The following is a 19661-nucleotide window of genomic DNA, read 5'->3' as shown; positions in this document are numbered from 1 at the left end:
CTATCCGAGCCCCGGGGAGCCCTTGACCCGCCCGGCGTCGCGGCCGCCCCGCCTCACACGAGGCGGTTGTCGGACCCTCGCGGGCCCTGCCGTACGGACTCGGCGCTGAGCGTGGGCTGCCAGTCGAAGACGTAGCCGCCCTCCATCGACCCGATGACCACCTCGGCCCCGGCGGTGGCGCCGGCCTTGGCCAGCTCCGCCTCGACGCCGAGCCGCTCCAGCCGATCGGCCAGGTAGCCCACGGCCTCGTCGTTGCTGAAGTCCGTCTGCCTGATCCAGCGCTCCGGCTTCTCGCCGGTGATCTGGAACAGGTTGTCGTTGACCCGCCGCACCCGGAACCCGGCGTCGCCGAGCTGCTTGGGCCTGATGACGAGCCTGGTGGGCTCCTCGACCGGCTTCTGTGCCCTGGCCGCGGCGACCCATTCGCCCATCGCGTACGTGAGCTCCCGCAGCCCGTCATGCGTGGCGGCGGAGATCGTGAACACCCGCAGCCCCCGCGCCTCGAACTCGGGCGCGACCAGCTCGGCCAGCTCCCGCGCGTCGGGCACGTCGGCCTTGTTCAGCACGACCAGCCGCGGCCGGTCCTCCAGCTTCCCGTACGCGTGCAGCTCCGCCTCGATCACCTCATAGTCCGTGATCGGGTCGCGCCCGGGCTCCATGGTGGCGCAGTCGATGACGTGCACGAGCATGTCGCACCGCTCGACGTGCCGCAGGAACTCGTGCCCGAGCCCCTTCCCCTGCGAGGCCCCCGGGATCAGCCCGGGCACGTCGGCGACGGTGAACACGGTCTCCCCCGCGGTCACCACGCCCAGGTTGGGGATCAAGGTCGTGAACGGGTAGTCCGCGATCTTGGGCTTGGCCGCGCTCAAGGCGGCGATCAGCGAGGACTTGCCGGCGCTCGGGAACCCGACCAGCGCCACGTCCGCCACGCTCTTGAGCTCCAGCATGACGTCGAGCCCGTCCCCCGGCTCCCCGAGCAGCGCGAACCCGGGCGCCTTCCGCCTGGTCGTGGCGAGGGCGGCGTTCCCCAGCCCGCCGTGCCCGCCCTCGGCGATGACGTACCGCGTGCCGGCGCCCACGAGATCGACCAGCACCTCGCCCGTGGAGGCGTCCTTCACCACGGTCCCGTTGGGCACGGGCAGGATCACGTCGGGCCCGTTGGCGCCGTCCCGGTTGGACCCCTGCCCCTGCTTGCCGTTCTCGGCCTTGCGATGCGGCCGGCGGTGGTATTCGAGCAGCGTGGCCGTGTTGGGGTCGACCTCGAGGACGACGTCACCGCCCCGGCCGCCGTTCCCGCCGTCGGGGCCGCCGAGCGGTTTGAACTTCTCCCGGTGGATGGAGGCGCACCCGTTCCCCCCGTCACCGGCACTGACATGAAGGACCACCTGGTCCACAAAGTCCGGCATTTCGCACTCCTCCACACACGCCGCCCATCGGCGGAAGTCAGACAAAAGCCAAAGGGGTGGATCGACACCGCGATCCACCCCTTTGGCAAGAAAACCCAAGGTCTACGGAGAGGAAGAGCCCTTACTCCGCGACGGGAACGATGCTCACGGCCCGCCGGCCGCGCTTGACACCGAACTGCACGTGCCCGGCCGCCAGCGCGAACAGCGTGTCGTCGCCGCCACGCCCCACGTTGTCGCCGGGGTGGAAGTGGGTGCCACGCTGCCGGACGATGATCTCGCCCGCGTTGACCAGCTGACCACCGAAGCGCTTGACGCCCAGGCGCTGGGCGTTGGAGTCACGGCCGTTCCGGGTGGACGACGCGCCCTTCTTGTGTGCCATCTCTCAAACTCCCGTTCAGGCCTGCTCGATACCGGTGATCTTCACCTGGGTGTACCGCTGGCGGTGACCCTGGCGCTTCTTGTAACCGGTCTTGTTCTTGTACTTGAGGATGCGGATCTTCGGGCCCTTGGTCTCACCGAGGATCTCGGCGCTGACCGTGAACCTGCCCGCCTCCGTGGTCACATCGCCGTCGTTGACGACGAGCACCGTCGGCAGCGAAACCGAAGAGCCGACCTCGCCGGCGACCTTGTCCACCTCGAGGACGTCACCGACGGAGACCTTCTGCTGCCTGCCGCCGCAACGAACGATCGCGTACACCGCGGAACCCTTCTACTGACTCACTGTTGTCTCGTACATCGGCCGCCTCATGGAGAGGCGGCCGCCGAATGCTGCGCCTGTCATTCGGCCTGTCTCAAACCGACGAACCGAGTAAGCGCGCCAACAGGGCACGTCACCTGACGCACCGATACACCAGGGTACCGGATTAACGGTCCCCTAGGCGAACCGGACGGAACGTCGGAAGCCTGCCGAGAGCTACTCGGCCGACTTGGCTCGGCGCGAGCGTCGCCGCCCTCTGCCGGAAGTCTGGCTTGCCTGGTCGTCCTCAGCCGGGACGTCTTCAAGCGCACCGGTCACCGTATCACGGCTCGAGCTGTCCTTGGCCGCGGAAACCTTGTCGGAGACCGCCTTCTCGACGGCCATCTTCCCCTGCGTGCCACGCGGCTCGGGCTTGGGCTCGACCGGCTCCGTGGAGACGAGCAGGCCACGCCCGTTGCAGCAGTCGCACGGCGTGGAGAACGCCTCCAGCAGCCCCTGTCCGACCCGCTTACGCGTCATCTGGACCAGGCCCAGCGAGGTGACCTCGGCCACCTGGTGCTTGGTCCTGTCGCGGGCCAGGCACTCCAGCAGCCGCCGCAGCACCAGGTCCCGGTTGGACTCCAGCACCATGTCGATGAAGTCGATCACGATGATGCCGCCGATGTCGCGCAGCCTGAGCTGGCGCACGATCTCCTCGGCCGCCTCCAGGTTGTTCCTGGTGACGGTCTCCTCGAGGTTGCCGCCCTGCCCGGTGAACTTGCCGGTGTTGACGTCGACGACGGTCATCGCCTCGGTGCGGTCGATCACCAGCGAGCCGCCGCTGGGCAGCCACACCTTGCGCTCCAGCGCCTTGCCGAGCTGCTCGTCGATCCGGTAGCGCTCGAACACGTCACCCTGGTCGCCGTCCCACCTCGACAGGCGCTCGCCCAGGTGCGGCGCGACGTACTTGACGTAGTCGTCCACCGTGTCCCAGGCGTCGGCGCCCTGCACGACCAGCGAGGTGAAGTCCTCGTTGAAGACGTCGCGCACGACCCTGATCGTGAGATCGGGCTCGGCGGACAGCAACTCGGGCGGGCTGGCCGACTTGGCCTTCTTCTGGATGTTCTCCCACTGGGCGGACAGGCGGGCCACATCACGCGCCAGCTCGTCCTCGGAGGCGCCCTCCGCGGCGGTACGGACGATCACGCCGGCGTTCTCCGGCATGACCTTCTTCAGGATGCTCTTGAGCCGCGTGCGCTCCTTGTCGGGCAGCTTGCGGCTGATGCCGGTCATCGACCCGTCCGGCACGTAGACGAGGTATCGCCCGGGCAGGCTGATCTGGGACGTGAGCCGGGCGCCCTTGTGCCCGATCGGGTCCTTGGTGACCTGAACGAGCACCGACTGGCCCGACTTCAGCGCCGCCTCGATGCGCTTGGGCTGGCCCTCCAGCCCGGCGGTGTCGAAGTTGACCTCTCCGGCGTACAGGACGGCGTTGCGGCCCTTGCCGATGTCCACGAACGCCGCCTCCATCGAGGGCAGCACGTTCTGGACCTTGCCGAGGTAGACGTTGCCGACGTAGGACTGGCTGGCCTCGCGGTTGACGTAGTGCTCGACGAGCACGCCGTCCTCCAGGACCGCGATCTGCGTACGGTCGCCCTGGCGGCGCACCACCATCATCCGGTCGACGGACTCGCGGCGGGCCAGGAACTCCGACTCCGTGATGATCGGCGGCCGCCTGCGGCCCAGCTCGCGCCCTTCGCGGCGGCGCTGCTTCTTGGCCTCAAGCCGGGTGGAGCCACGCACGCTCTGCACGCCGTCGGTCGCGGTGTCCAGCGTGCTGCTGCGGCCCGCGCGCGGCGCGCGGATGCGCACCACCGTGTTCGGCGGGTCGTCGCTGGCCGGCTCAGCGCCCTCCTCGGAGCCCCGGCGGCGACGGCGACGACGACGACGCGAGCTGGAGGCCTCCTCGTCCTGGGCGCCCTCCTCGCTCTGCTCCTCCTCGGACTCCTCTTCCTGCTCCTCGCCGTCCTCGGCCTCGTCACGCTCGCGCGACTTGCCGCGGCCCCGGCCGCCCCGCCTGCGGCGGCGACGACGGCCCGCGCCCTCTTCCTCCTCCTGCTCGTCGGAGGTGTCGATGTCGGTCTCGTCCTCTGTCACGGACTCGTCGACCGGCTCCTCGATCTCCTCGGGCTCGGGCTCGGGAGCGGGCTGCGCCGCCTCGGCCCGCCGGGTGGCGGCGGGCTTGGCCTTGCTGGGGTCGGGCGCCTGGAACAGCGGCGCGAAGATGGCCGCCGGCCGCTGGAACGCGGTGCCGCTCTCGTCCGGCCTCCGCGCCGCGAACCCGAACGGGTCGGACAGCAGGCTCGGCCGTACGGACTCCTCGTCGAGGTCCTCGCCCGCGGGCTCGTCGTCGAGGGGCTCGTCCTCGGGCAGGATCTCAAGGATGTCCTCGTCCTCGGCCGCCTCGGCGCTCTGCGTGGTCGCGGCCTCGGCGGCCGGGCCCTCGCTCGCGGCGGCCTTCTCGGAGTCGGCCACCGCCCCCACAGCGCCCGCGACGGCCTCCTCGACGGCGACGGCCTCGTCCGGCTCCGCCTTCTTGCGAGTCCTGCGCCGCTTCACCGGCTCGGCGGCCTCGGCGGGCGGCTCCTCCACCGGCAGCGCTCCCGCGGCCTCCGCCTCGTCCTCGGCGGCCTTCTTCGTCGTACGGCGCCGCGTCGTCGTGGCGGTGGACCGGGTGCGCGTGGTCCTCTTGGGCTTCTCCTCGGTGACGGCCTCGGCCACGGCCGCCTCGACCAGGCTCTCCGGCGCGGCCTGCGCCGTGACGGCTTCCGCCTCGGTCGCGGCGGCGAGGATCTTGGGTGCGGGCTCTCCCGCCGCGCGCTGCGCGGCGGTGCTCTGCACCGGTTGTACGTCAGCCACGGACGGCGCCGTCTGCGCCGCGATGGTGGTGACCGGAACGTGAGCAGGCTCCTCCGGCAGCTCCGGCGGTGGACCCGCGGGGCGGCTGGCGGAGCGGCGACGTGGGGTCACCTCTGGCTGTTCAATTGTCTCCCCGTCAGGGCCAATGGCCCCGGCGTTGGGCTCGTTCTCGAGCATGCGGGCGCTCTCCCGTCAGCCCCCGGGCGCGTCGCCGCGCCGCGCAGGAGCTCTCGTGTCTCGTTGTCCGCCAACGCCCCCGATGAGGGGGTGTCGGCGCCAAGTCCTGTCAGCGGTCGTGCCCCGCTCACGCAGGGCACTTCGTCAACCGGCGACGTGCTCACTCGCCGATCCCGCCTCGCCGCCGCGCGTCGTGTCGCGGTCCAGGTCGAGCGGATCGGCAAGCGCACCAGTGCTGACGTCGAGCGGCCCCTGCGCCAGCCTGGTCACCTCGGGGGGAACCGGCGGCGCGAAGTCGGCCACAAGGCGCAGCCCTGTGAGCACATCGTCGGGTCGAACGGCAGGCGTCATGTGCCGAACAACCATGCGCAGTATGACACACGGCCCTCCAAGCACCTGAGCTGCGGTTCTGTCTGTTCCTTCGGAAACCGTGAGCCCCAGGACGGCCTCCCGCGCGTCGAAGCGACGGGGACCCTTCTTGGTGAGGCGCTCAACCTCCACAGCGCCTGCCGCGAGGAACTTCTCCGCCGCCACCTCGGCGAACTCGCGATCGGCACCGGGCAGCCGCACCTCCCAGTCGGAGACCTCCAAGCGGTCAGCCAGCCCACCCGGGCCCGCCGCCACGACGTCGAGCACATCGAGCCCCGGCGGCAGCGACCCGTCCAGGTCCTGTCTCACCTGCTCGGGATCGCACAGCGTGGTGACGCCGATCTCGAGATATTCGGCTTCGCTGGCGACGCCGGTCGGCGCCGCGCCCGCGTAGGAGATCTTCGGGTGGGGCGAGAAACCTGCGCTGTAGGCCACCGGTATGCCGGCACGGCGGACCGCCCTCTCAACGGCCCGCGAGATGTCGCGGTGGCTGGTGAAGCGCAGGCGGCCGCGCTTGGCGTAGCGCACGCGTAGGCGCTGCACCGTAGGCGCGGGCGGAGGCCCCTCGGGAACAGGTTTCAGAGCTTGTCGTCCTTCCCTTGTAAGAGTTCCTTCGTCTCAGGATAAGCCGCCCCGACGCGTGTACGTGTACGCCGAGACACCGGCTGCCCACTGAGCGCGCTAGACCACCGTAAGTGGAAGGAGTTTCCGCCCCGTGGGACCGATTTGAATTTCCGTGCCCATCGTCGGGCAGACGCCGCAGTCGTAGCAAGGAGTCCAGCGGCAGTCTTCGACCTCACCACCGGTGACGGCCTCCTGCCAGTCCTGCCAGAGCCACTCGCGGTCGAGCCCGGCGTCGAGGTGGTCCCACGGCAGGACCTCGTTCTCCTCCCGCTCGCGCGTGGTGTACCAGTCGACGTCGACGCCCGCCTTCTCGGCGGCGGTCATCCAGCGCTCGTAGGAGAAGTGCTCGCTCCAGCCGTCGAACCTGCCGCCGTCCTCCCAGACGGCGCGGATCACGGAGCCGACCCGGCGGTCGCCGCGCGAGAGCAGGCCCTCCACGATCGAGGGCTTGCCGTCGTGGTAGCGGAAGCCGATGGCCCTGCCGTACACCTTGTCGCCGCGCAGCGAGTCGCGCAGCTCCTTGAGCCGGCGGTCGACGGTCTCGTGATCGGCCTGGGCGGCCCACTGGAACGGCGTGTGCGGCTTGGGCACGAAGCCGCCGATGGAGACCGTGCAGCGGATGTCGCGGCTGCCGGTCGCCTCACGGCCCGCCTTGATGACCTTCTTGGCCAGGTCGGCGATGCCCAGGACGTCCTCGTCCTGCTCGGTGGGCAGCCCGCACATGAAGTAGAGCTTGACCTGCCGCCACCCCTGCGAGTAGGCCGTGGTGACGGTACGGATCAGGTCTTCCTCGGTGACCATCTTGTTGATCACCTTGCGCATGCGCTCGGAGCCGCCCTCCGGCGCGAACGTCAGGCCGGAGCGCCTGCCGTTCCTGGAGAACTCGTTGGCCAGGTCGATGTTGAACGCGTCGACCCGGGTGGACGGCAGCGACAGCGAGGTGTTGGTGCCTTCGTAGCGGTCGGCCAGGCCCTTGGCGACCTCGCCGATCTCGGAGTGGTCGGCCGACGACAGCGACAGCAGGCCGACCTCGTTGAAGCCGGACTCCTTGATGCCGTTTTCGACCATCGCCCCGATCGTCGTGATCGAGCGCTCCCGCACCGGGCGCGTGATCATGCCGGCCTGGCAGAACCTGCAGCCACGGGTGCAGCCGCGGAAGATCTCCACGCTGAACCGCTCGTGCACCGTCTCGGCCAGCGGGACCAGCGGCTTCTTCGGGTAGGGCCACTCGTCGAGGTCCATCACGGTGTGCTTGTGCACCCGCCACGGCACGTCGGCCCTGTTGGGGGCGACGCGCTTGATGCGACCGTCCGGGTGGTAGTCCACATCGTAAAACTTCGGGATATACACCCCGCCGGACTCGGCGAGCCGCATGAGCAGCTCGTCCCGCCCGCCGGGTCTGCCCTCGGCCTTCCACTCGCGGATGACCTCGGAGATGGCGATGGAGATCTGCTCTCCGTCGCCGAGCACGGCCGCGTCGACGAAGTCGGCGATCGGCTCCGGGTTGAAGGCCGCGTGGCCGCCGGCGAGCACGATCGGGTCGTCCTCACCCCGGTCCACGGCCAACAGCGGAATGCCCGCCAGGTCGAGCGCGTTGAGCATGTTGGTGTAGCCCAGCTCGGTCGAGAAGGACACGCCGAGCACGTCGAAGGCGCGCACCGGCCGGTGCGCGTCGACGGTGAACTGCGGGACGCCCTCGGCCCGCATGAGCGCCTCGAGATCCGGCCACACCGCGTAGGTGCGCTCGGCCAGCGTGCCGGGCAGCTCGTTGAGGATCTCGTAGAGGATCGCCACACCCTGGTTGGGCAGCCCGACCTCGTAGGCGTCCGGGTACATCAGCGCCCACCGCACGTCGGCGGAGTCCCAGTCCTTGACGGTCGAGTTGAGCTCACCCCCGACATACTGGATGGGCTTCTGCACCTTGGGCAGCAGCGCTTCCAGGCGAGGGAATATCGACTCGACAGGCATACCGTCCAGGGTAGCGGCGCTCAGACGGTGGCAGGTCCAGGGATGTCGATGTCGTTTCCGCTGAGCACCAGGAGATGGTGCCCCTCGTAACAGGTCAGCTCGACGGCGATCACACCGTTTGCCAGGTTGTGCACGCCGACGACATGGCTCGCGGGCAGCAGGAAGCGCTCTTCGCACTCATCGCAATAGGCCAAGAACATGACTCTAATTAAACGACTGTCTTCGCACTCTGATGGCCTGGAGAAGCCCAATCGCAATCAGATTCGCGAAAGTGGCCGTACCGCCATACGACACGAACGGCAGCGGCAGGCCCGTGATCGGCATGATCCCGATCGTCATGCCCACATTGATGAACGTCTGGAACGCGAACCAGCACACGATCGTGCCCGCGACCAGCGTCCCGAACCTGTCGTCGCACTGCCTGGCGATCTTCAGCCCACGCAGCAGCACCACCCCGAGCAGCAGCACCACCGTGACCGACCCGAGGAACCCGAACTCCTCCCCCGCCACCGTGAAGATGAAGTCGGTGTGCTGCTCGGGCACGAACCTCCCGGTCGTCTGCCCGCCGCCCAGCAGCCCCTTGCCCAGGAGCTGCCCGGAGCCGATCGCGATCATCGACTGCGTGCTGTTGTAGCCCACCCCGCGTGGATCCACGCTCGGATCGACGAACGCCGTGAACCGCGCCACCTGGTACGGCTCGAGCAGCTGGAAGTAGAACACCGAGAACACCCCGCCCGCCGCCACCAGCGCCAGCGCCGCGATCCACCGCTTGCGCACCCCCGCGATGATCAGCCCGGCGGCCGTGATCACCGCCAGCACCAGCGCCGTCCCGAGGTCCGGCTGGAGCATCACCAGCCCCATCGTGACCCCCGAGGCCAGGAGCGCCAGCCATATGTCCAGCCCGCGCGGCCGATCGCTGCCCTCTGCCGGCTGCGCCAGCAGCATCGCGATGATCAGCAGCAGCCCGACCTTGGCGAACTCCGACGGCTGCACCGCGAACCCGCCACCGAGCAGGATCCACGAGTGCGACCCGTTGATCGTCGCGCCCAGCGGCGTGATGACCAGCCCCAGCCCTATCAGCGACACCAGGAACACCAGCGGCGCGTACGCCCGCATGGCCCGATGGTCGACCGTCGCCACGACCGCGCACAGGACGATGCCGATCATCTCGTTGAACAGGTGCTTCTTCACCAGCCCCGTCGAACCCGGGGCCCAGGTCCTGGTGGACGACCAGACGAGCAGCGTGCCGATCACGCACAGCCCGACCACCGCGACCAGCATCAGGCCGTCGAGCCTGCGCACCGTCGAGTTCTCACCGGCGACTCGGCGGAACAGCGACGGCCGCCGGACGGCCACCGTTCGATCGATCACCTCCGGACCCCCATTCCAGCGACCATCCACCCGACCACGCAACCGATCACCCATCCGGCCGCACAGCCGATCACCCACCCGACCACCCGCCCAAACACGCCACGCCAACCCGCCACCCTCAACGAACTCCCACGGCCACCCGCCACCGCTGGCCAGCGTCCCCGGCCGCCGCCCACCACCGACCAGCGCCCCCAGCCGCCGCCCGCCGCTGGCCGACGACGGGCGCCGATCCTCGATCCGCGGCCATGGCGCCCCACCCACCGAGGACTGACGCGGCCGGTCACGCCCGGATCATGCGAGCCCGCCCCAGGACCACCGCCAGAACCGGCCACAACCGACCCACCCGCACGAGCGGCAGCCTCCCGCCCACCACCCGCACGACCGCCTGCCCCCGGGCCGTCTCCGCGTGCGGCGGCCCATCCGCCGCCACCCCGGACGCAGCCCTCCCGATCAGGCGCACAGACGCCGCCCACAGGATCCGGCGCATGGGCGATCGACAGCGAACCCTCCTCGGCTCGGGCCAACCGCCCCTCAACCCGCGGCCCACCCTCGCAACGGCCCACCCCAAGGTCGGCCACTCCCCACCCGCCCGCACCGAGGCCGACCGCCCACCCATCCGTACGGAGGCCGACCACCCACTCATCCGTGCAGAGACCGGCTGCCCACTGGCCCGTCCGGAAGCCGATCCCCCGCCCATCCGTGCAGAGGCCGACCGCCCACCCGCCCGCACCCGGCTCCGGGCCCCGGGTGCTCATCCTCCGGCCACCGTTCCATCCGGCGAGAAGCGGGGCAGTCTCGTCGTGAGCCTCCCCCCGGGCACGGCCGGAGGCCGCTTGATGCCGTAGATCCCTTCGTAGATCTCCCGCACGGCAGGCGCCGCCGTCTGCGCGCCCATGCCACCCTGCGAGACCATGACCACGACCACGTACTGCGGATTCTTCGTAGGCGCGAACGACGCGAACCACGAGGTGTCGCTCTTGCCCCAGACCTCCGCCGTACCGGTCTTGCCGCCGATGCGCACCTTGTCCATCGGGAACCCGGCGAAGGCCCCCGCCGCGGTGCCGTCCGAGGGCACCTGGCTCAGCGCGTTCTTGATGTAGAGGCGCTCCTTCTCGCTGATCGGCAGCTTGCCGACCACCGGCACCGGGATGGTCCTGACCACCGTGCCGTCGGGCCGCACCTGCGCCCACCCGATGCGCGGGCTGCGTACCTTCCCGTCACTCACCAGCGCCATGTACGCCCGCGCGAGCTGCATCGGCGTCACCAGCACGTCGCCCTGGCCGATGGAGAAGTTGGCCGAGTCGCCCGGCCGCAGCAGGAACCCCTCGGTGCAGTTCTCCAGCGCCAGCCGCTTGAGGAAATCGGCCCGCGCCCGGTCCTTGACCTCCGGATATCCCTTGCGCGACCGCTCGCAGCTCACCGCGTTCGTACGGTTCCAGAGGTCCTTCTTCCACGCCCGGTCGGGGATGCGCCCGGAGGACTCACCCGGCAGGTCCACCCCGGTCGGACTGCCGAACCCGAACGCCCTGGCCGTGTTGGCGAAGATCTCCTTGGTCGCCTTCTTCGGGTTGCGCCCGCCGTCCTTCAGGTACTGCTCGTACGCGGCTTTGTAGAAGATCGTGTCGCACGACTTGACCAGCGCGGTGTGCAGGCTGAGCGAGCCGAGCGAGACGCCGCGGAAGTTGCTGAAGGATCGGTCGCCGACCATGTAGGAGCCCGGGCAGCCGTACGTGCCGTTCAGCGGGTATCCGGCCCGCAGCATCGCCGCCACCGACGAGATCTTGAACGTCGAACCGGGCGCGAACTGGCCGTTGATCGCCCGGGACACGAGCGGCTTGTCGGATTTGTCGGACAGCAGCCACTGGTACCCGCGCGTCGAGATCCCGCCCGCCCAGACCGCCGGGTCGTACCCGGGGGCGCTGGCCAGCGCCACCACCCGTCCCGTACGCGCGTCGAGCACGACCCCCGCGCCGCCGTCGGCCGCCGGCGCCGACTTCATCGCCTTCGCCAGCGCCTTCTCCACCACGGACTGCACCCGCGAGTCGATGCTGGTCACCAGGTGGTCGCCGGGAACCGGCGTGATCTGCTCCTCGACGCCGAGCGCCTTGCCCATCCGGTCGACCTGCACCCGGCGCAGCCCCGCCTTGCCGCGCAACGCCTCGTCGTAGACGTATTCGAGACCGTCACGCCCCGCCAGGTCCACCCCGGAGAAGCTGGCCTTCAACCCTTCGCGCTTCTCCAACTCGGCCTCGGTGACCGGCTGCAGGTAGCCGAGCATCTGGGCCCCGTCGCGCCCGCCGGGGTACTGCCTGACGGAGTGGACCTCCGCCGTCACCCCGGGAAACTCCTCCTGCCGCTCGAGGATCTGCAGCGCCTCCCGCGTGTCCACCTTCTCGTCGAGCGGAACCGGCTGGTACGGCGACCCCGTCCAGCAGGGCTTGGAGACTCCCGGCCCGCACGGCGTGATGCGCTGCTGCAGATCCGCCACCGGCCGGCCGAGCACCGCCGACAGCTTTTGCAACACCTTGAGGCCGCCGTCCGGCGTCCTGGTCAGCCTGGTCCTGTCCACGGACACGACCAGCGCGGTCTTGTTGCGCACCAACGGCCGCCCGTGCGAGTCGAGGATCTGCCCCCGCACCGCGGGCACGATCACGGCCCGCGTCCTGGTCTCCGTCGCCCGCGTCACGAACTCGTTCCCGCGCACCACCTGCACCTGCCACAAGCGCACGGCCAGCACGACGAGCAACGTCACCACGAGCACCTGAACCACCAGCAGCCTGGCCCGCATCCGCATCATGTCGAGAACCCCGCCTCCCTGCCGCGTGTGGTCAGCCAGATCACGATGGGGGACACGACCAGCGTGTAGACGATGGTGACGGGCACCTGCTCGGTCAGCGTGGCGACCGTCACCCGGGGGTCGGCGATCAGCCCGCCCACGACCGCCGCCAGCAACGGCGCCATCAGCACGCACAACACCACGGTCGTCACCGGCCCGCCCGCGCCACGCCCGGCCACGTAACCGACGAGCGCCAGCACGAACGCGTACTGTCCCACGAGGTGCGCGGTCGGCGGCATGACGTCGACGAGCAACCCGGCGCTGAACCCGAGCACCGCCCCGGACGACGCGCCCCGCCCCAACGCCGCCCCGATCACGGCCAGCAGCACCAGGTCGGGCGAGCCCCCGGCCGGCAGGGGAAATCGGTTGACCAACATGACCTGCGCCAGCAAGGCCAACAACACGGACAACCCGCCGATCACCGCGCTCCCTCCCGGGAATCCCTCGCATTCCGCCCCACTCCGCACGCCCGCCCCACGCCCGATCTACCGGGTCGAGCCCGGCCGGATCGGTCGAGCCGTCCCGGCGGACGGCACCGCCGACGAACCACCCCCGCCGGCGCCCAAAAGCCACCATCCGCGACCGCCCGCACCAACGGCCACCCACCGCCGTCCTCATCGCCTCGCACGCCGTCACCCAGCGCTGAGCCCGCCCCGCGACAGCCCGCCATCGCCCACCCCAGCGCCGCCCACCCCAGCACCGGCCCCGAAAGCCCAAGCGCCCCTGCACACCCACACGACCCCGCCACACGCCCACCTGAGCCGGATGCCCGTCCACACGTGCCCGCCACACGCCCACACGAGCCCGATGCCCGCACCGACGCCGTAGCCATGCTCCCGTGAGGCGCCCGCTGGGCGACCCGCCCCGACGACCCCCGCGACGGCCGCGCCCAGCCCCCGCCAGACGCCGCCACAAGCGCTCTCGGAGACGCGTAACGGAGCACCTCGATGGAACGCTCCAGCACGCCGCCGCGACCCTCACACTCGCCCACACGCCCGCCGGCACCCCACCCAGCGCCCAGACGGCCATCACCGCCGCCGCGAACGACCAGGCGATCGCGCCCATCGATCGGCAGGCGCCGTGAAACCGCCCGCCGCCCGATCATCGCGATCCCTCCTTGGCAGGCAGCGCCTTGGTGGGCAGGACCGCGTCACGCGGATCCCGCTTGGGCGCCTCCACCACCACGCCGACCACGTCCAGCGCCGACAGATCCGCGTACGGGCGGGCGTACGCGATGCGGGTCAGCTCCCCCGGCGTCGACTCCACCCGCTCGATCACCCCGATGGGCACCCCGGGCACGTACGGGCTGCCGTTCTGCGAGCCGAAGCTGACGATCCGCGCGCCACTGGTCAGCGGCGCCGTGGAGTCGAGGAGCCGGAACTGGACGAGCCGCCCGTTCTCCCCCACCCCATGCACCACGCCGATCTCCTTGCCGCCCTCCAGCCGCGCCCCGACGGCCGAGGCGGGGTCGCTGAGCAGCACCACCGTCGAGCTGTGCGGGGAGGCGTTGATGACGCGCCCGACCAGGCCTTGGCCGCTGAGCACGGTCATCTCCGTACGGATGCCGTCACTCGTGCCCGCGTCGATCTGCACGGCATCCTCGAAGCCGGGCAGCCCGCGCCGGGCGACCACGTTGGCCGGGACCATCTTGTATCCGCCCGAACCCGACAGGCCGAGCAACTGCTTGAGCTCGTTGGAGCGGCTCGCGTCGAGCTTGCTGGCCACCAGACCGGCCCGCAGCTGGGCGTTCTCCGCTTTGAGCGCGTCGATGCGCTCCTGCGCGCCGGGCGCGCTCAAGAGGGCGCTGACGAACCCCCCGACGGGGCGCACCAGCCCCCCGCCGAACTGCTCCGCTGTGCCGAACACATAAGCCGCGGCCGTCCGCAGCGGACGCAGCGGCGAGCTGTCGCCAGTGCGATGGTCGACGGTGAGGATGATCAGGGCCGCAGTCAGCAGCCCGCCCAGGATCAGCCGCGCATGGCGAGAATCTCTCATCAGTGCCGCGACTCCGGCACCAGGACCTGCTGGAGCGCCTCGAACTCCTCCGCGCACTTGCCGGAGCCGATGGCGACCGAGTCGAGGGCGTTTTCGACGAGGTGCACGGGCATGCCCGTCTCGGCCTTGACCCGCTCGTCGAGCCCCTTGAGCAGGGCGCCTCCGCCGGTCAGCGCGATGCCACGGTCCATGATGTCGCCGGACAGCTCGGGCGGGCACTTGTCGAGCGTGGTCTTGACCGCGTCGACGATGGCGTTGACCGGCTCCTCGATGGCCTTCCTGATCTCCTCGCTCGACACGACGATGGTCTTGGGCAGCCCGCTGACCAGGTCGCGCCCGCGGATCTCCGCGTGCGACTCCTCGCCGCTCGGGCCGGCCGAGCCGATGGCGATCTTGATCTCCTCGGCGGTGCGCTCGCCGAGCATCAGCGAGTATTCCTTCTTGGCGAACGCGATCACCGCCTGGTCGAGCTCGTCGCCGCCGATCCTGATCGACTGGCTGGTGACCATGCCGCCCATTGAGATGATCGCCACCTCGGTGGTGCCCCCGCCGACGTCGACCACCATGTTTCCGGTCGGTTCGTGCACCGGGAGCCCGGCCCCGATGGCGGCGGCCATGGGCTCCTCGACGATGTAGACCTTCCGGGCGCCGGCCTGGTAGCCGGCTTCCTTCACCGCGCGCTGCTCCACGCTGGTGATGCCGCTCGGCACGGCGATGATGATGCGCGGCTTGGCGAGATGCCGACGTCTGTGCACTCTCTGGATGAAATACCGCAACATCCGCTCGGTAACGTCGAAGTCGGCGATCACGCCGTCTTTGAGCGGGCGGACGGCGACGATGTTGCCAGGCGTACGGCCGATCATCCGTTTGGCCTCGATGCCGACCGCCACGATCTTGCCCGTGGCGGTGTTGATCGCGACGACTGAGGGCTCGTTGAGCACGATGCCCCGGCCGCGCACGTAGACCAGCGTGTTGGCGGTGCCCAGGTCGACCGCCATGTCACGGCCGAGAAACGCGAGCTTGCTGCCCATGGGGAACGGAGCCCTCCGTAACGTCGTTCGCGAATGATTACGGACCGAATTCGAATCGTAACGTGACGTACCCACCGATGGGCGCAATGAGCCCTCGCGCCCCACAAAAATCTCCAGCCCCTACCTCAACCGCAATTTTGCCCGGATTACACCACAACACCCGATCGCTTGCTGGAACGATCCAAAACGCCCACCCACTCGGCGCCTCACATCTCGACCTTGTCAACCGTACGCGGAAGCGCCGACAAAAACCCGCCCCGACCTCGCCCACGAATCCGCCCCGCACACCAAGACCCCGCCACCCTACGGCAGTCGCCCGACAAAAACGCGCGCCCGCGCAGCGACAGGCTGCGCGGGCGCGGTCGAGCGGGCGGAATCGCCTAGAAACGGTCCGGGAAGAAGATCTTGATCTCCCTGGCGGCGGACTCGGGCGAGTCGGAGCCGTGGACGACGTTTTCGCCGATCTCGAGTGCGTGGTCGCCGCGGATCGTGCCGGGGGCCGACTTGACCGGGTCGGTGGCGCCGGCCAGCGCGCGGAACGCCTCGACGGCACGCGGGCCCTCGAGCACCAGGGCGACGAGCGGCCCCGAGGTGATGAACTCGACGAGCTCACCGAAGAACGGCCGCTCGGAGTGCTCGGCGTAGTGCGACTTGGCCGTGTCGGCGTCGAGGGTGCGCAGGTCCATCGCCACGACCTTGAGGCCCTTGCGCTCCACACGGGCGATCACGTCACCGATGAGGCCGCGCTTAACCCCGTCGGGCTTGATCAGGACAAGAGTGCGCTCGGACACTTGGAGTTCTCCTTCGAACAGAGTGAGGATCGCGGTCACGGGCGCCCGGCCCGGCCGCAGGACGCTTCGCGGGGGATGGGCCCACGCGTCGCCGTGGCTTGGGCCTCAGCTTACCGTCCCGCGCCCCCACCCTCGGTTTTCTACGGAACGGCTTTATGAAGAGGCGGTGTCCTCAGGCGATTGGCCCTGCGGCGGCACGGCGGGCACCGAGCCCCCCGCCTCGCCGTCCTCCGCCGGCTTCTCGGCTTCCTCGACGGGCGTGGCGGCCGCGTCCCTGGCACCTCGCCGCGCCATCACGGTGGAGAGCACGATGACCAGCACCACGAGGAACCCGCCGATCAGGGCCCACGAGTGCAGCGCGCCGACGAAACTGTCGACCAGCTCCTGGGCCGACGAGACCCCGTCCAGCATCGTCATCTGCACGCCCGTACCGAGCAGGAACCCCGCCAGCACCCCCGCGACGCACAGCGAGAGCCCGAAGACCGCGGTCCCGACCCCCACCTCCTGCAGCGCCGACGTCAACGCCACCGCCGCCCCCACGGCGAGCAGCGTGAACGGCACCGCCAGCACCAGCCCGTCGGGCGACGGCACGACGAGCCGCACCGAGCACAGCCCCACGACCATCGCGAACAGCCCCAGCGGCACCAGCCACCGCCCGGAGCCCCGCGCGAACCGCCGCACCACCGCGGAAGCGCCGATGGCCAGCAGCCCCGCCACTCCGTACGGCACCCAGAGCCCCTTCAGCCCCGGCCCGCCGAGCCCACCCATCTCCACCAGCGTGATCTGCGCCGCGCTGGGCAGCAGCACCACGCCGACCGCCACCATGGAGTACGCCAGTGTCCGGCTCTCGGGGGCCCCGATCGTGGCCAGCGCCAGCAGCCCGCCCACGGCCACCACCGCCAGCAGGATCACCGGAACGGCCCGCCAACCCTCGCTCGCGGTGCTGACCGCCACGACCGCGATGCCCGCCGCCGGCACGGCGGCCAGCAGCAGCCGGCTCCGCTCCCCGTCGTTGAGCACCGGCGCCGCGGGCCGCCCGCACAGGATCCAGACGACCAGGTACGCGCCCGCCAGGGCCAGCGCGATCCCCGTCAGCATCGGGTACGGCTGCAGCGTGACCTGCCAGCTGGTCGCCTTGTCGAGCGGCCACAGGGCCAGCGCCTCCGCCGCGAGCAGGCTCAGGCTGAACACCCCCACCCACAGCGCCCGCAGCACCAGCACGCGGTCCCAGACGGCCGCCAGCGTGGCGGGGACGACCAGGCCCGCGCCGACGCCACGCAGCACGCGCGCCACCCCGGCGAGGAGCTCTGAACCCGCGTACCCACCGGCGACGTCGGACAGCGCCACCAGCGCCAGCCCCGCCAGCACCACGTGAACCACCTGCGCCCGCCGCAGCACCGCGGCCGCCAGCGGCACGGTCAGCATCAGCACCGGCAGGGCGAGCCCGTGCGTGCGCATCAGCCCGACCTGGTCGATGTCGCCGGGCAGCAGCCTGGCGACGACGGAGAGCGTGTTGGGAACGGTGACGATCGCCAGCGGCAGCGCCACAACGACGAGCAGCCCGAGCGTCACGTCGAGCAGCCACGGGACCCTGGGCCCGGCCGACCGCTCTATCGGGGGGACGGTCATGGGCCGACTTTAGCGGGAAGTAGCGCCCTCAACACGCCGAGCGACGATAATCGCCGTGATCCACAGCGCCGCGAAGATCGCACCGAGGAAGAACATCATGGGCACCAGGAAGCCCGTGCAGATCGCCAGCACCTGTACGAGACTGCCGAGGACATACCCGACAGGCCGCTTGAGCAGGCCCGCGGCGACCACGCACAGGACGGCCAGCCCGATGCCGGCGGTCACCGCCAGCGCGGGCGTCACTCCGCCCACGGTGATCGCCACGGGCGTGATCAGCCCCGCCACGATGGCCTCCATGCCGAGCACGCTGGCGCCCAGCCTGCGCATACCTGGAGTTACCTGGAAATTCATCGCGAACCATCCGCCTTGAGCAGCTGCCGCGCGTCACCCGCCGTCACGACCGACCCGGTGATGAGCACGCCCGTGCCGCTGAACTCGCCTTCGGCGTCGGCCATGCCGATGGCCTGGTCGATGGCGTCGTCGAGCCGGTCGACGACGTGTACGCGCTCCTCGCCGAACAGCGGCTCGGCCAGGGACGCGAGCTCCTCCGGCGACATGGACCTGGGGGAGGAGTTACGCGTGACGACGATCTCGTCGAGCATCGGTTCGAGCAGTTCGAGCAGGGCGTCGACGTCCTTGTCCCGCATGACCGCGACGACCCCGACGACCTTGGCGAAGTCGAACGCCTCGTGCAGCCCCTCCAGGGTGGCCTGCATGCCGCCCGGATTGTGGGCCGCGTCGATCACGACGGTCGGCGTGCGCCGCACGACCTCCATCCGCCCCGGCGACGAGGCCTGGGCGAACGCCTGCCGTACGAGATCGACGTCGAGCGGGTCGTCTCCGCCGGTCAGCGCCTCGACGGCGGCCAGCGCGCAGGCCGCGTTACTCGCCTGGTGCGCGCCGTAGAGCGGCAGGTAGACCTCGTCGTAGACGCCCTTGAGGCCGCGCAGCGTGAGCAACTGCCCGCCGATGGCCACCTCCCGGTTGAGCACCCCGAACTCGAGCCCCTCACGGGCCACGACCGCGCCGACCTCGGCGGCCCGCCGCATGAGCACCTCGGCCGCGGCCAGTTCCTGCTGGCCGAGCACGGTGGTGGTGTCGGGCTTGATGATGCCCGCCTTCTCACCGGCGATGCTGGGGATGTCGGGGCCCAGCCGATCGGTGTGATCGAGCGAGATGGGCGTGATGACGGAGACGATGCCGTCGGCCACGTTCGTCGCGTCCCAGGACCCACCCATGCCGGCCTCGATGACGGCGACGTCGACCGGGGTGTCCGCGAAGGCGGCGAAGGCCATGGCGGTCAGCAGCTCGAAGAACTGGATGCGCCGCCCTTGGGTGTCGGTCAGCTCGACGTAGGGGATGATCTCCTCGTAGACCTCCGCGAACCGCTCTTCGCTCAGCGGCTCGCCGTCCACGGTGATGCGCTCGCGCACCGACACCAGATGGGGGCTGGTGAACCGCCCCACCCTCAGATTGCGCTCCTTGAGCAGGGCCTCGGTGAGCCGCGCCGTGCTCGTCTTTCCGTTGGTGCCCGCGATGTGTATGACCGGGTACGCCCGTTGCGGCGAGCCGAGCACATCGAGAAGGGCCGCGATCCTGTCGAGCGTCGGCTCGAAATCCCACTCGACGCCGCGCTCCATGATCGCGCGTTCAACCGCACGATAATCCACACCTCAACCCTACTGACCGCCGGACGCGGTCCCGACCGGGGGCTGTGCCGACATGGACGCGCAACAAAAAGAGGGGGCCCGACGCACACGGCGTCGAACCCCCCCACAAAACAAGAAAGGCCCCACGCCCAAGCGTGAGGCCCTTCTCCAAAAATTGTCCGGCGGCGACCTACTCTCCCACACCCTCCCGAGTGCAGTA

General features: G+C 70.3%; 16 protein-coding genes. All 16 read right to left on the bottom strand.

The genetic code is table 11. The features are described from left to right. Positions 1 to 53: 53 nt before the first annotated feature. Entirely contained in the window at positions 54 to 1406 is a 1353-nt protein-coding gene (gene obgE / locus ACIBQ1_RS32030) for a GTPase ObgE (RefSeq protein WP_397283022.1), read from the bottom strand. Between the two features lie 121 nt (positions 1407 to 1527). Beyond that, positions 1528 to 1785: a 50S ribosomal protein L27 gene (gene rpmA / locus ACIBQ1_RS32025; protein WP_012893687.1), complete on the bottom strand. Its 258-nt coding sequence runs from the start codon at positions 1783 to 1785 to the stop codon at positions 1528 to 1530. A 15-nt stretch (positions 1786 to 1800) separates the two neighbouring features. Continuing rightward, on the bottom strand, positions 1801 to 2103 hold the full coding sequence (gene rplU, locus ACIBQ1_RS32020; protein ID WP_139635552.1) for a 50S ribosomal protein L21: 303 nt from the start codon (positions 2101 to 2103) through the stop codon (positions 1801 to 1803). Positions 2104 to 2319: 216 nt separating this feature from the next. Beyond that, positions 2320 to 5178, bottom strand: coding sequence for a ribonuclease E/G (locus ACIBQ1_RS32015; protein WP_397283021.1), 2859 nt, complete (start codon positions 5176 to 5178; stop codon positions 2320 to 2322). Positions 5179 to 5322: 144 nt separating this feature from the next. Beyond that, positions 5323 to 6090: a TIGR03936 family radical SAM-associated protein gene (locus ACIBQ1_RS32010; protein WP_397283020.1), complete on the bottom strand. Its 768-nt coding sequence runs from the start codon at positions 6088 to 6090 to the stop codon at positions 5323 to 5325. 138 nt (positions 6091 to 6228) lie between these two features. Then, positions 6229 to 8139 carry a TIGR03960 family B12-binding radical SAM protein gene (locus ACIBQ1_RS32005; protein WP_397283019.1) on the bottom strand — a complete coding sequence of 637 codons (1911 nt, stop codon included), beginning with the start codon at positions 8137 to 8139 and terminating at the stop codon, positions 6229 to 6231. 20 nt (positions 8140 to 8159) lie between these two features. Then, positions 8160 to 8339: a hypothetical protein gene (locus tag ACIBQ1_RS32000; RefSeq protein WP_355374891.1), complete on the bottom strand. Its 180-nt coding sequence runs from the start codon at positions 8337 to 8339 to the stop codon at positions 8160 to 8162. Between the two features lie 4 nt (positions 8340 to 8343). Next, complete coding sequence (gene rodA / locus ACIBQ1_RS31995) at positions 8344 to 9510, bottom strand: rod shape-determining protein RodA (RefSeq protein WP_397283018.1); 1167 nt, start codon at positions 9508 to 9510, stop codon at positions 8344 to 8346. A gap of 751 nt (positions 9511 to 10261) precedes the next feature. After that, a complete protein-coding gene (mrdA, locus tag ACIBQ1_RS31990) occupies positions 10262 to 12307 on the bottom strand; it encodes a penicillin-binding protein 2 (protein WP_397283017.1) in 2046 nt (681 codons plus the stop codon). Further along, positions 12304 to 12768 carry a rod shape-determining protein MreD gene (gene mreD, locus ACIBQ1_RS31985; RefSeq protein WP_355374900.1) on the bottom strand — a complete coding sequence of 155 codons (465 nt, stop codon included), beginning with the start codon at positions 12766 to 12768 and terminating at the stop codon, positions 12304 to 12306. The genes mrdA and mreD overlap by 4 nt, the downstream gene beginning before the upstream one ends. Positions 12769 to 13447: 679 nt before the next feature. Continuing rightward, a complete protein-coding gene (gene mreC / locus ACIBQ1_RS31980) occupies positions 13448 to 14341 on the bottom strand; it encodes a rod shape-determining protein MreC (RefSeq protein ID WP_397283016.1) in 894 nt (297 codons plus the stop codon). Then, the gene (locus ACIBQ1_RS31975; RefSeq protein ID WP_397283015.1) at positions 14341 to 15372 is read right to left on the bottom strand and encodes a rod shape-determining protein; all 1032 of its coding nucleotides are present in this window, start codon (positions 15370 to 15372) and stop codon (positions 14341 to 14343) included. Before ACIBQ1_RS31975 ends, mreC begins: the two co-directional genes overlap by 1 nt. A gap of 380 nt (positions 15373 to 15752) precedes the next feature. Beyond that, a complete protein-coding gene (gene ndk, locus ACIBQ1_RS31970) occupies positions 15753 to 16163 on the bottom strand; it encodes a nucleoside-diphosphate kinase (RefSeq protein ID WP_350740740.1) in 411 nt (136 codons plus the stop codon). Between the two features lie 153 nt (positions 16164 to 16316). Continuing rightward, positions 16317 to 17792: a hypothetical protein gene (locus ACIBQ1_RS31965; RefSeq protein WP_397283014.1), complete on the bottom strand. Its 1476-nt coding sequence runs from the start codon at positions 17790 to 17792 to the stop codon at positions 16317 to 16319. Positions 17793 to 17801: 9 nt separating this feature from the next. Next, the gene (locus ACIBQ1_RS31960; protein WP_397283013.1) at positions 17802 to 18143 is read right to left on the bottom strand and encodes a DUF4233 domain-containing protein; all 342 of its coding nucleotides are present in this window, start codon (positions 18141 to 18143) and stop codon (positions 17802 to 17804) included. Further along, the gene (locus ACIBQ1_RS31955) at positions 18140 to 19432 is read right to left on the bottom strand and encodes a bifunctional folylpolyglutamate synthase/dihydrofolate synthase (RefSeq protein ID WP_397283234.1); all 1293 of its coding nucleotides are present in this window, start codon (positions 19430 to 19432) and stop codon (positions 18140 to 18142) included. The genes ACIBQ1_RS31960 and ACIBQ1_RS31955 overlap by 4 nt, the downstream gene beginning before the upstream one ends. Positions 19433 to 19661 lie beyond the last annotated feature (229 nt).

It is taken from the genome of Nonomuraea sp. NPDC050153 (assembly GCF_044460125.1).
Taxonomy (GTDB): Bacteria; Actinomycetota; Actinomycetes; order Streptosporangiales; family Streptosporangiaceae; genus Nonomuraea.
Note: the sequence above shows the minus strand (reverse complement) of the source record. Positions and strands in the feature narration are given on the sequence as shown.

Coding starts and splice junctions, on each gene's coding strand:
- mreC (WP_397283016.1), bottom strand. CDS start 14,341: ATGAGAGATTCTCGCCATGCGCGGCTGATCCTGGGCGGGCTGCTGACT.
- mrdA (WP_397283017.1), bottom strand. CDS start 12,307: ATGATGCGGATGCGGGCCAGGCTGCTGGTGGTTCAGGTGCTCGTGGTG.
- ACIBQ1_RS31975 (WP_397283015.1), bottom strand. CDS start 15,372: ATGGGCAGCAAGCTCGCGTTTCTCGGCCGTGACATGGCGGTCGACCTG.
- ACIBQ1_RS31965 (WP_397283014.1), bottom strand. CDS start 17,792: ATGACCGTCCCCCCGATAGAGCGGTCGGCCGGGCCCAGGGTCCCGTGG.
- ACIBQ1_RS32015 (WP_397283021.1), bottom strand. CDS start 5,178: ATGCTCGAGAACGAGCCCAACGCCGGGGCCATTGGCCCTGACGGGGAG.
- ACIBQ1_RS32005 (WP_397283019.1), bottom strand. CDS start 8,139: ATGCCTGTCGAGTCGATATTCCCTCGCCTGGAAGCGCTGCTGCCCAAG.
- ACIBQ1_RS31955 (WP_397283234.1), bottom strand. CDS start 19,432: ATGGAGCGCGGCGTCGAGTGGGATTTCGAGCCGACGCTCGACAGGATC.
- rpmA (WP_012893687.1), bottom strand. CDS start 1,785: ATGGCACACAAGAAGGGCGCGTCGTCCACCCGGAACGGCCGTGACTCC.
- ACIBQ1_RS32000 (WP_355374891.1), bottom strand. CDS start 8,339: ATGTTCTTGGCCTATTGCGATGAGTGCGAAGAGCGCTTCCTGCTGCCC.
- obgE (WP_397283022.1), bottom strand. CDS start 1,406: ATGCCGGACTTTGTGGACCAGGTGGTCCTTCATGTCAGTGCCGGTGAC.
- ACIBQ1_RS31960 (WP_397283013.1), bottom strand. CDS start 18,143: ATGAATTTCCAGGTAACTCCAGGTATGCGCAGGCTGGGCGCCAGCGTG.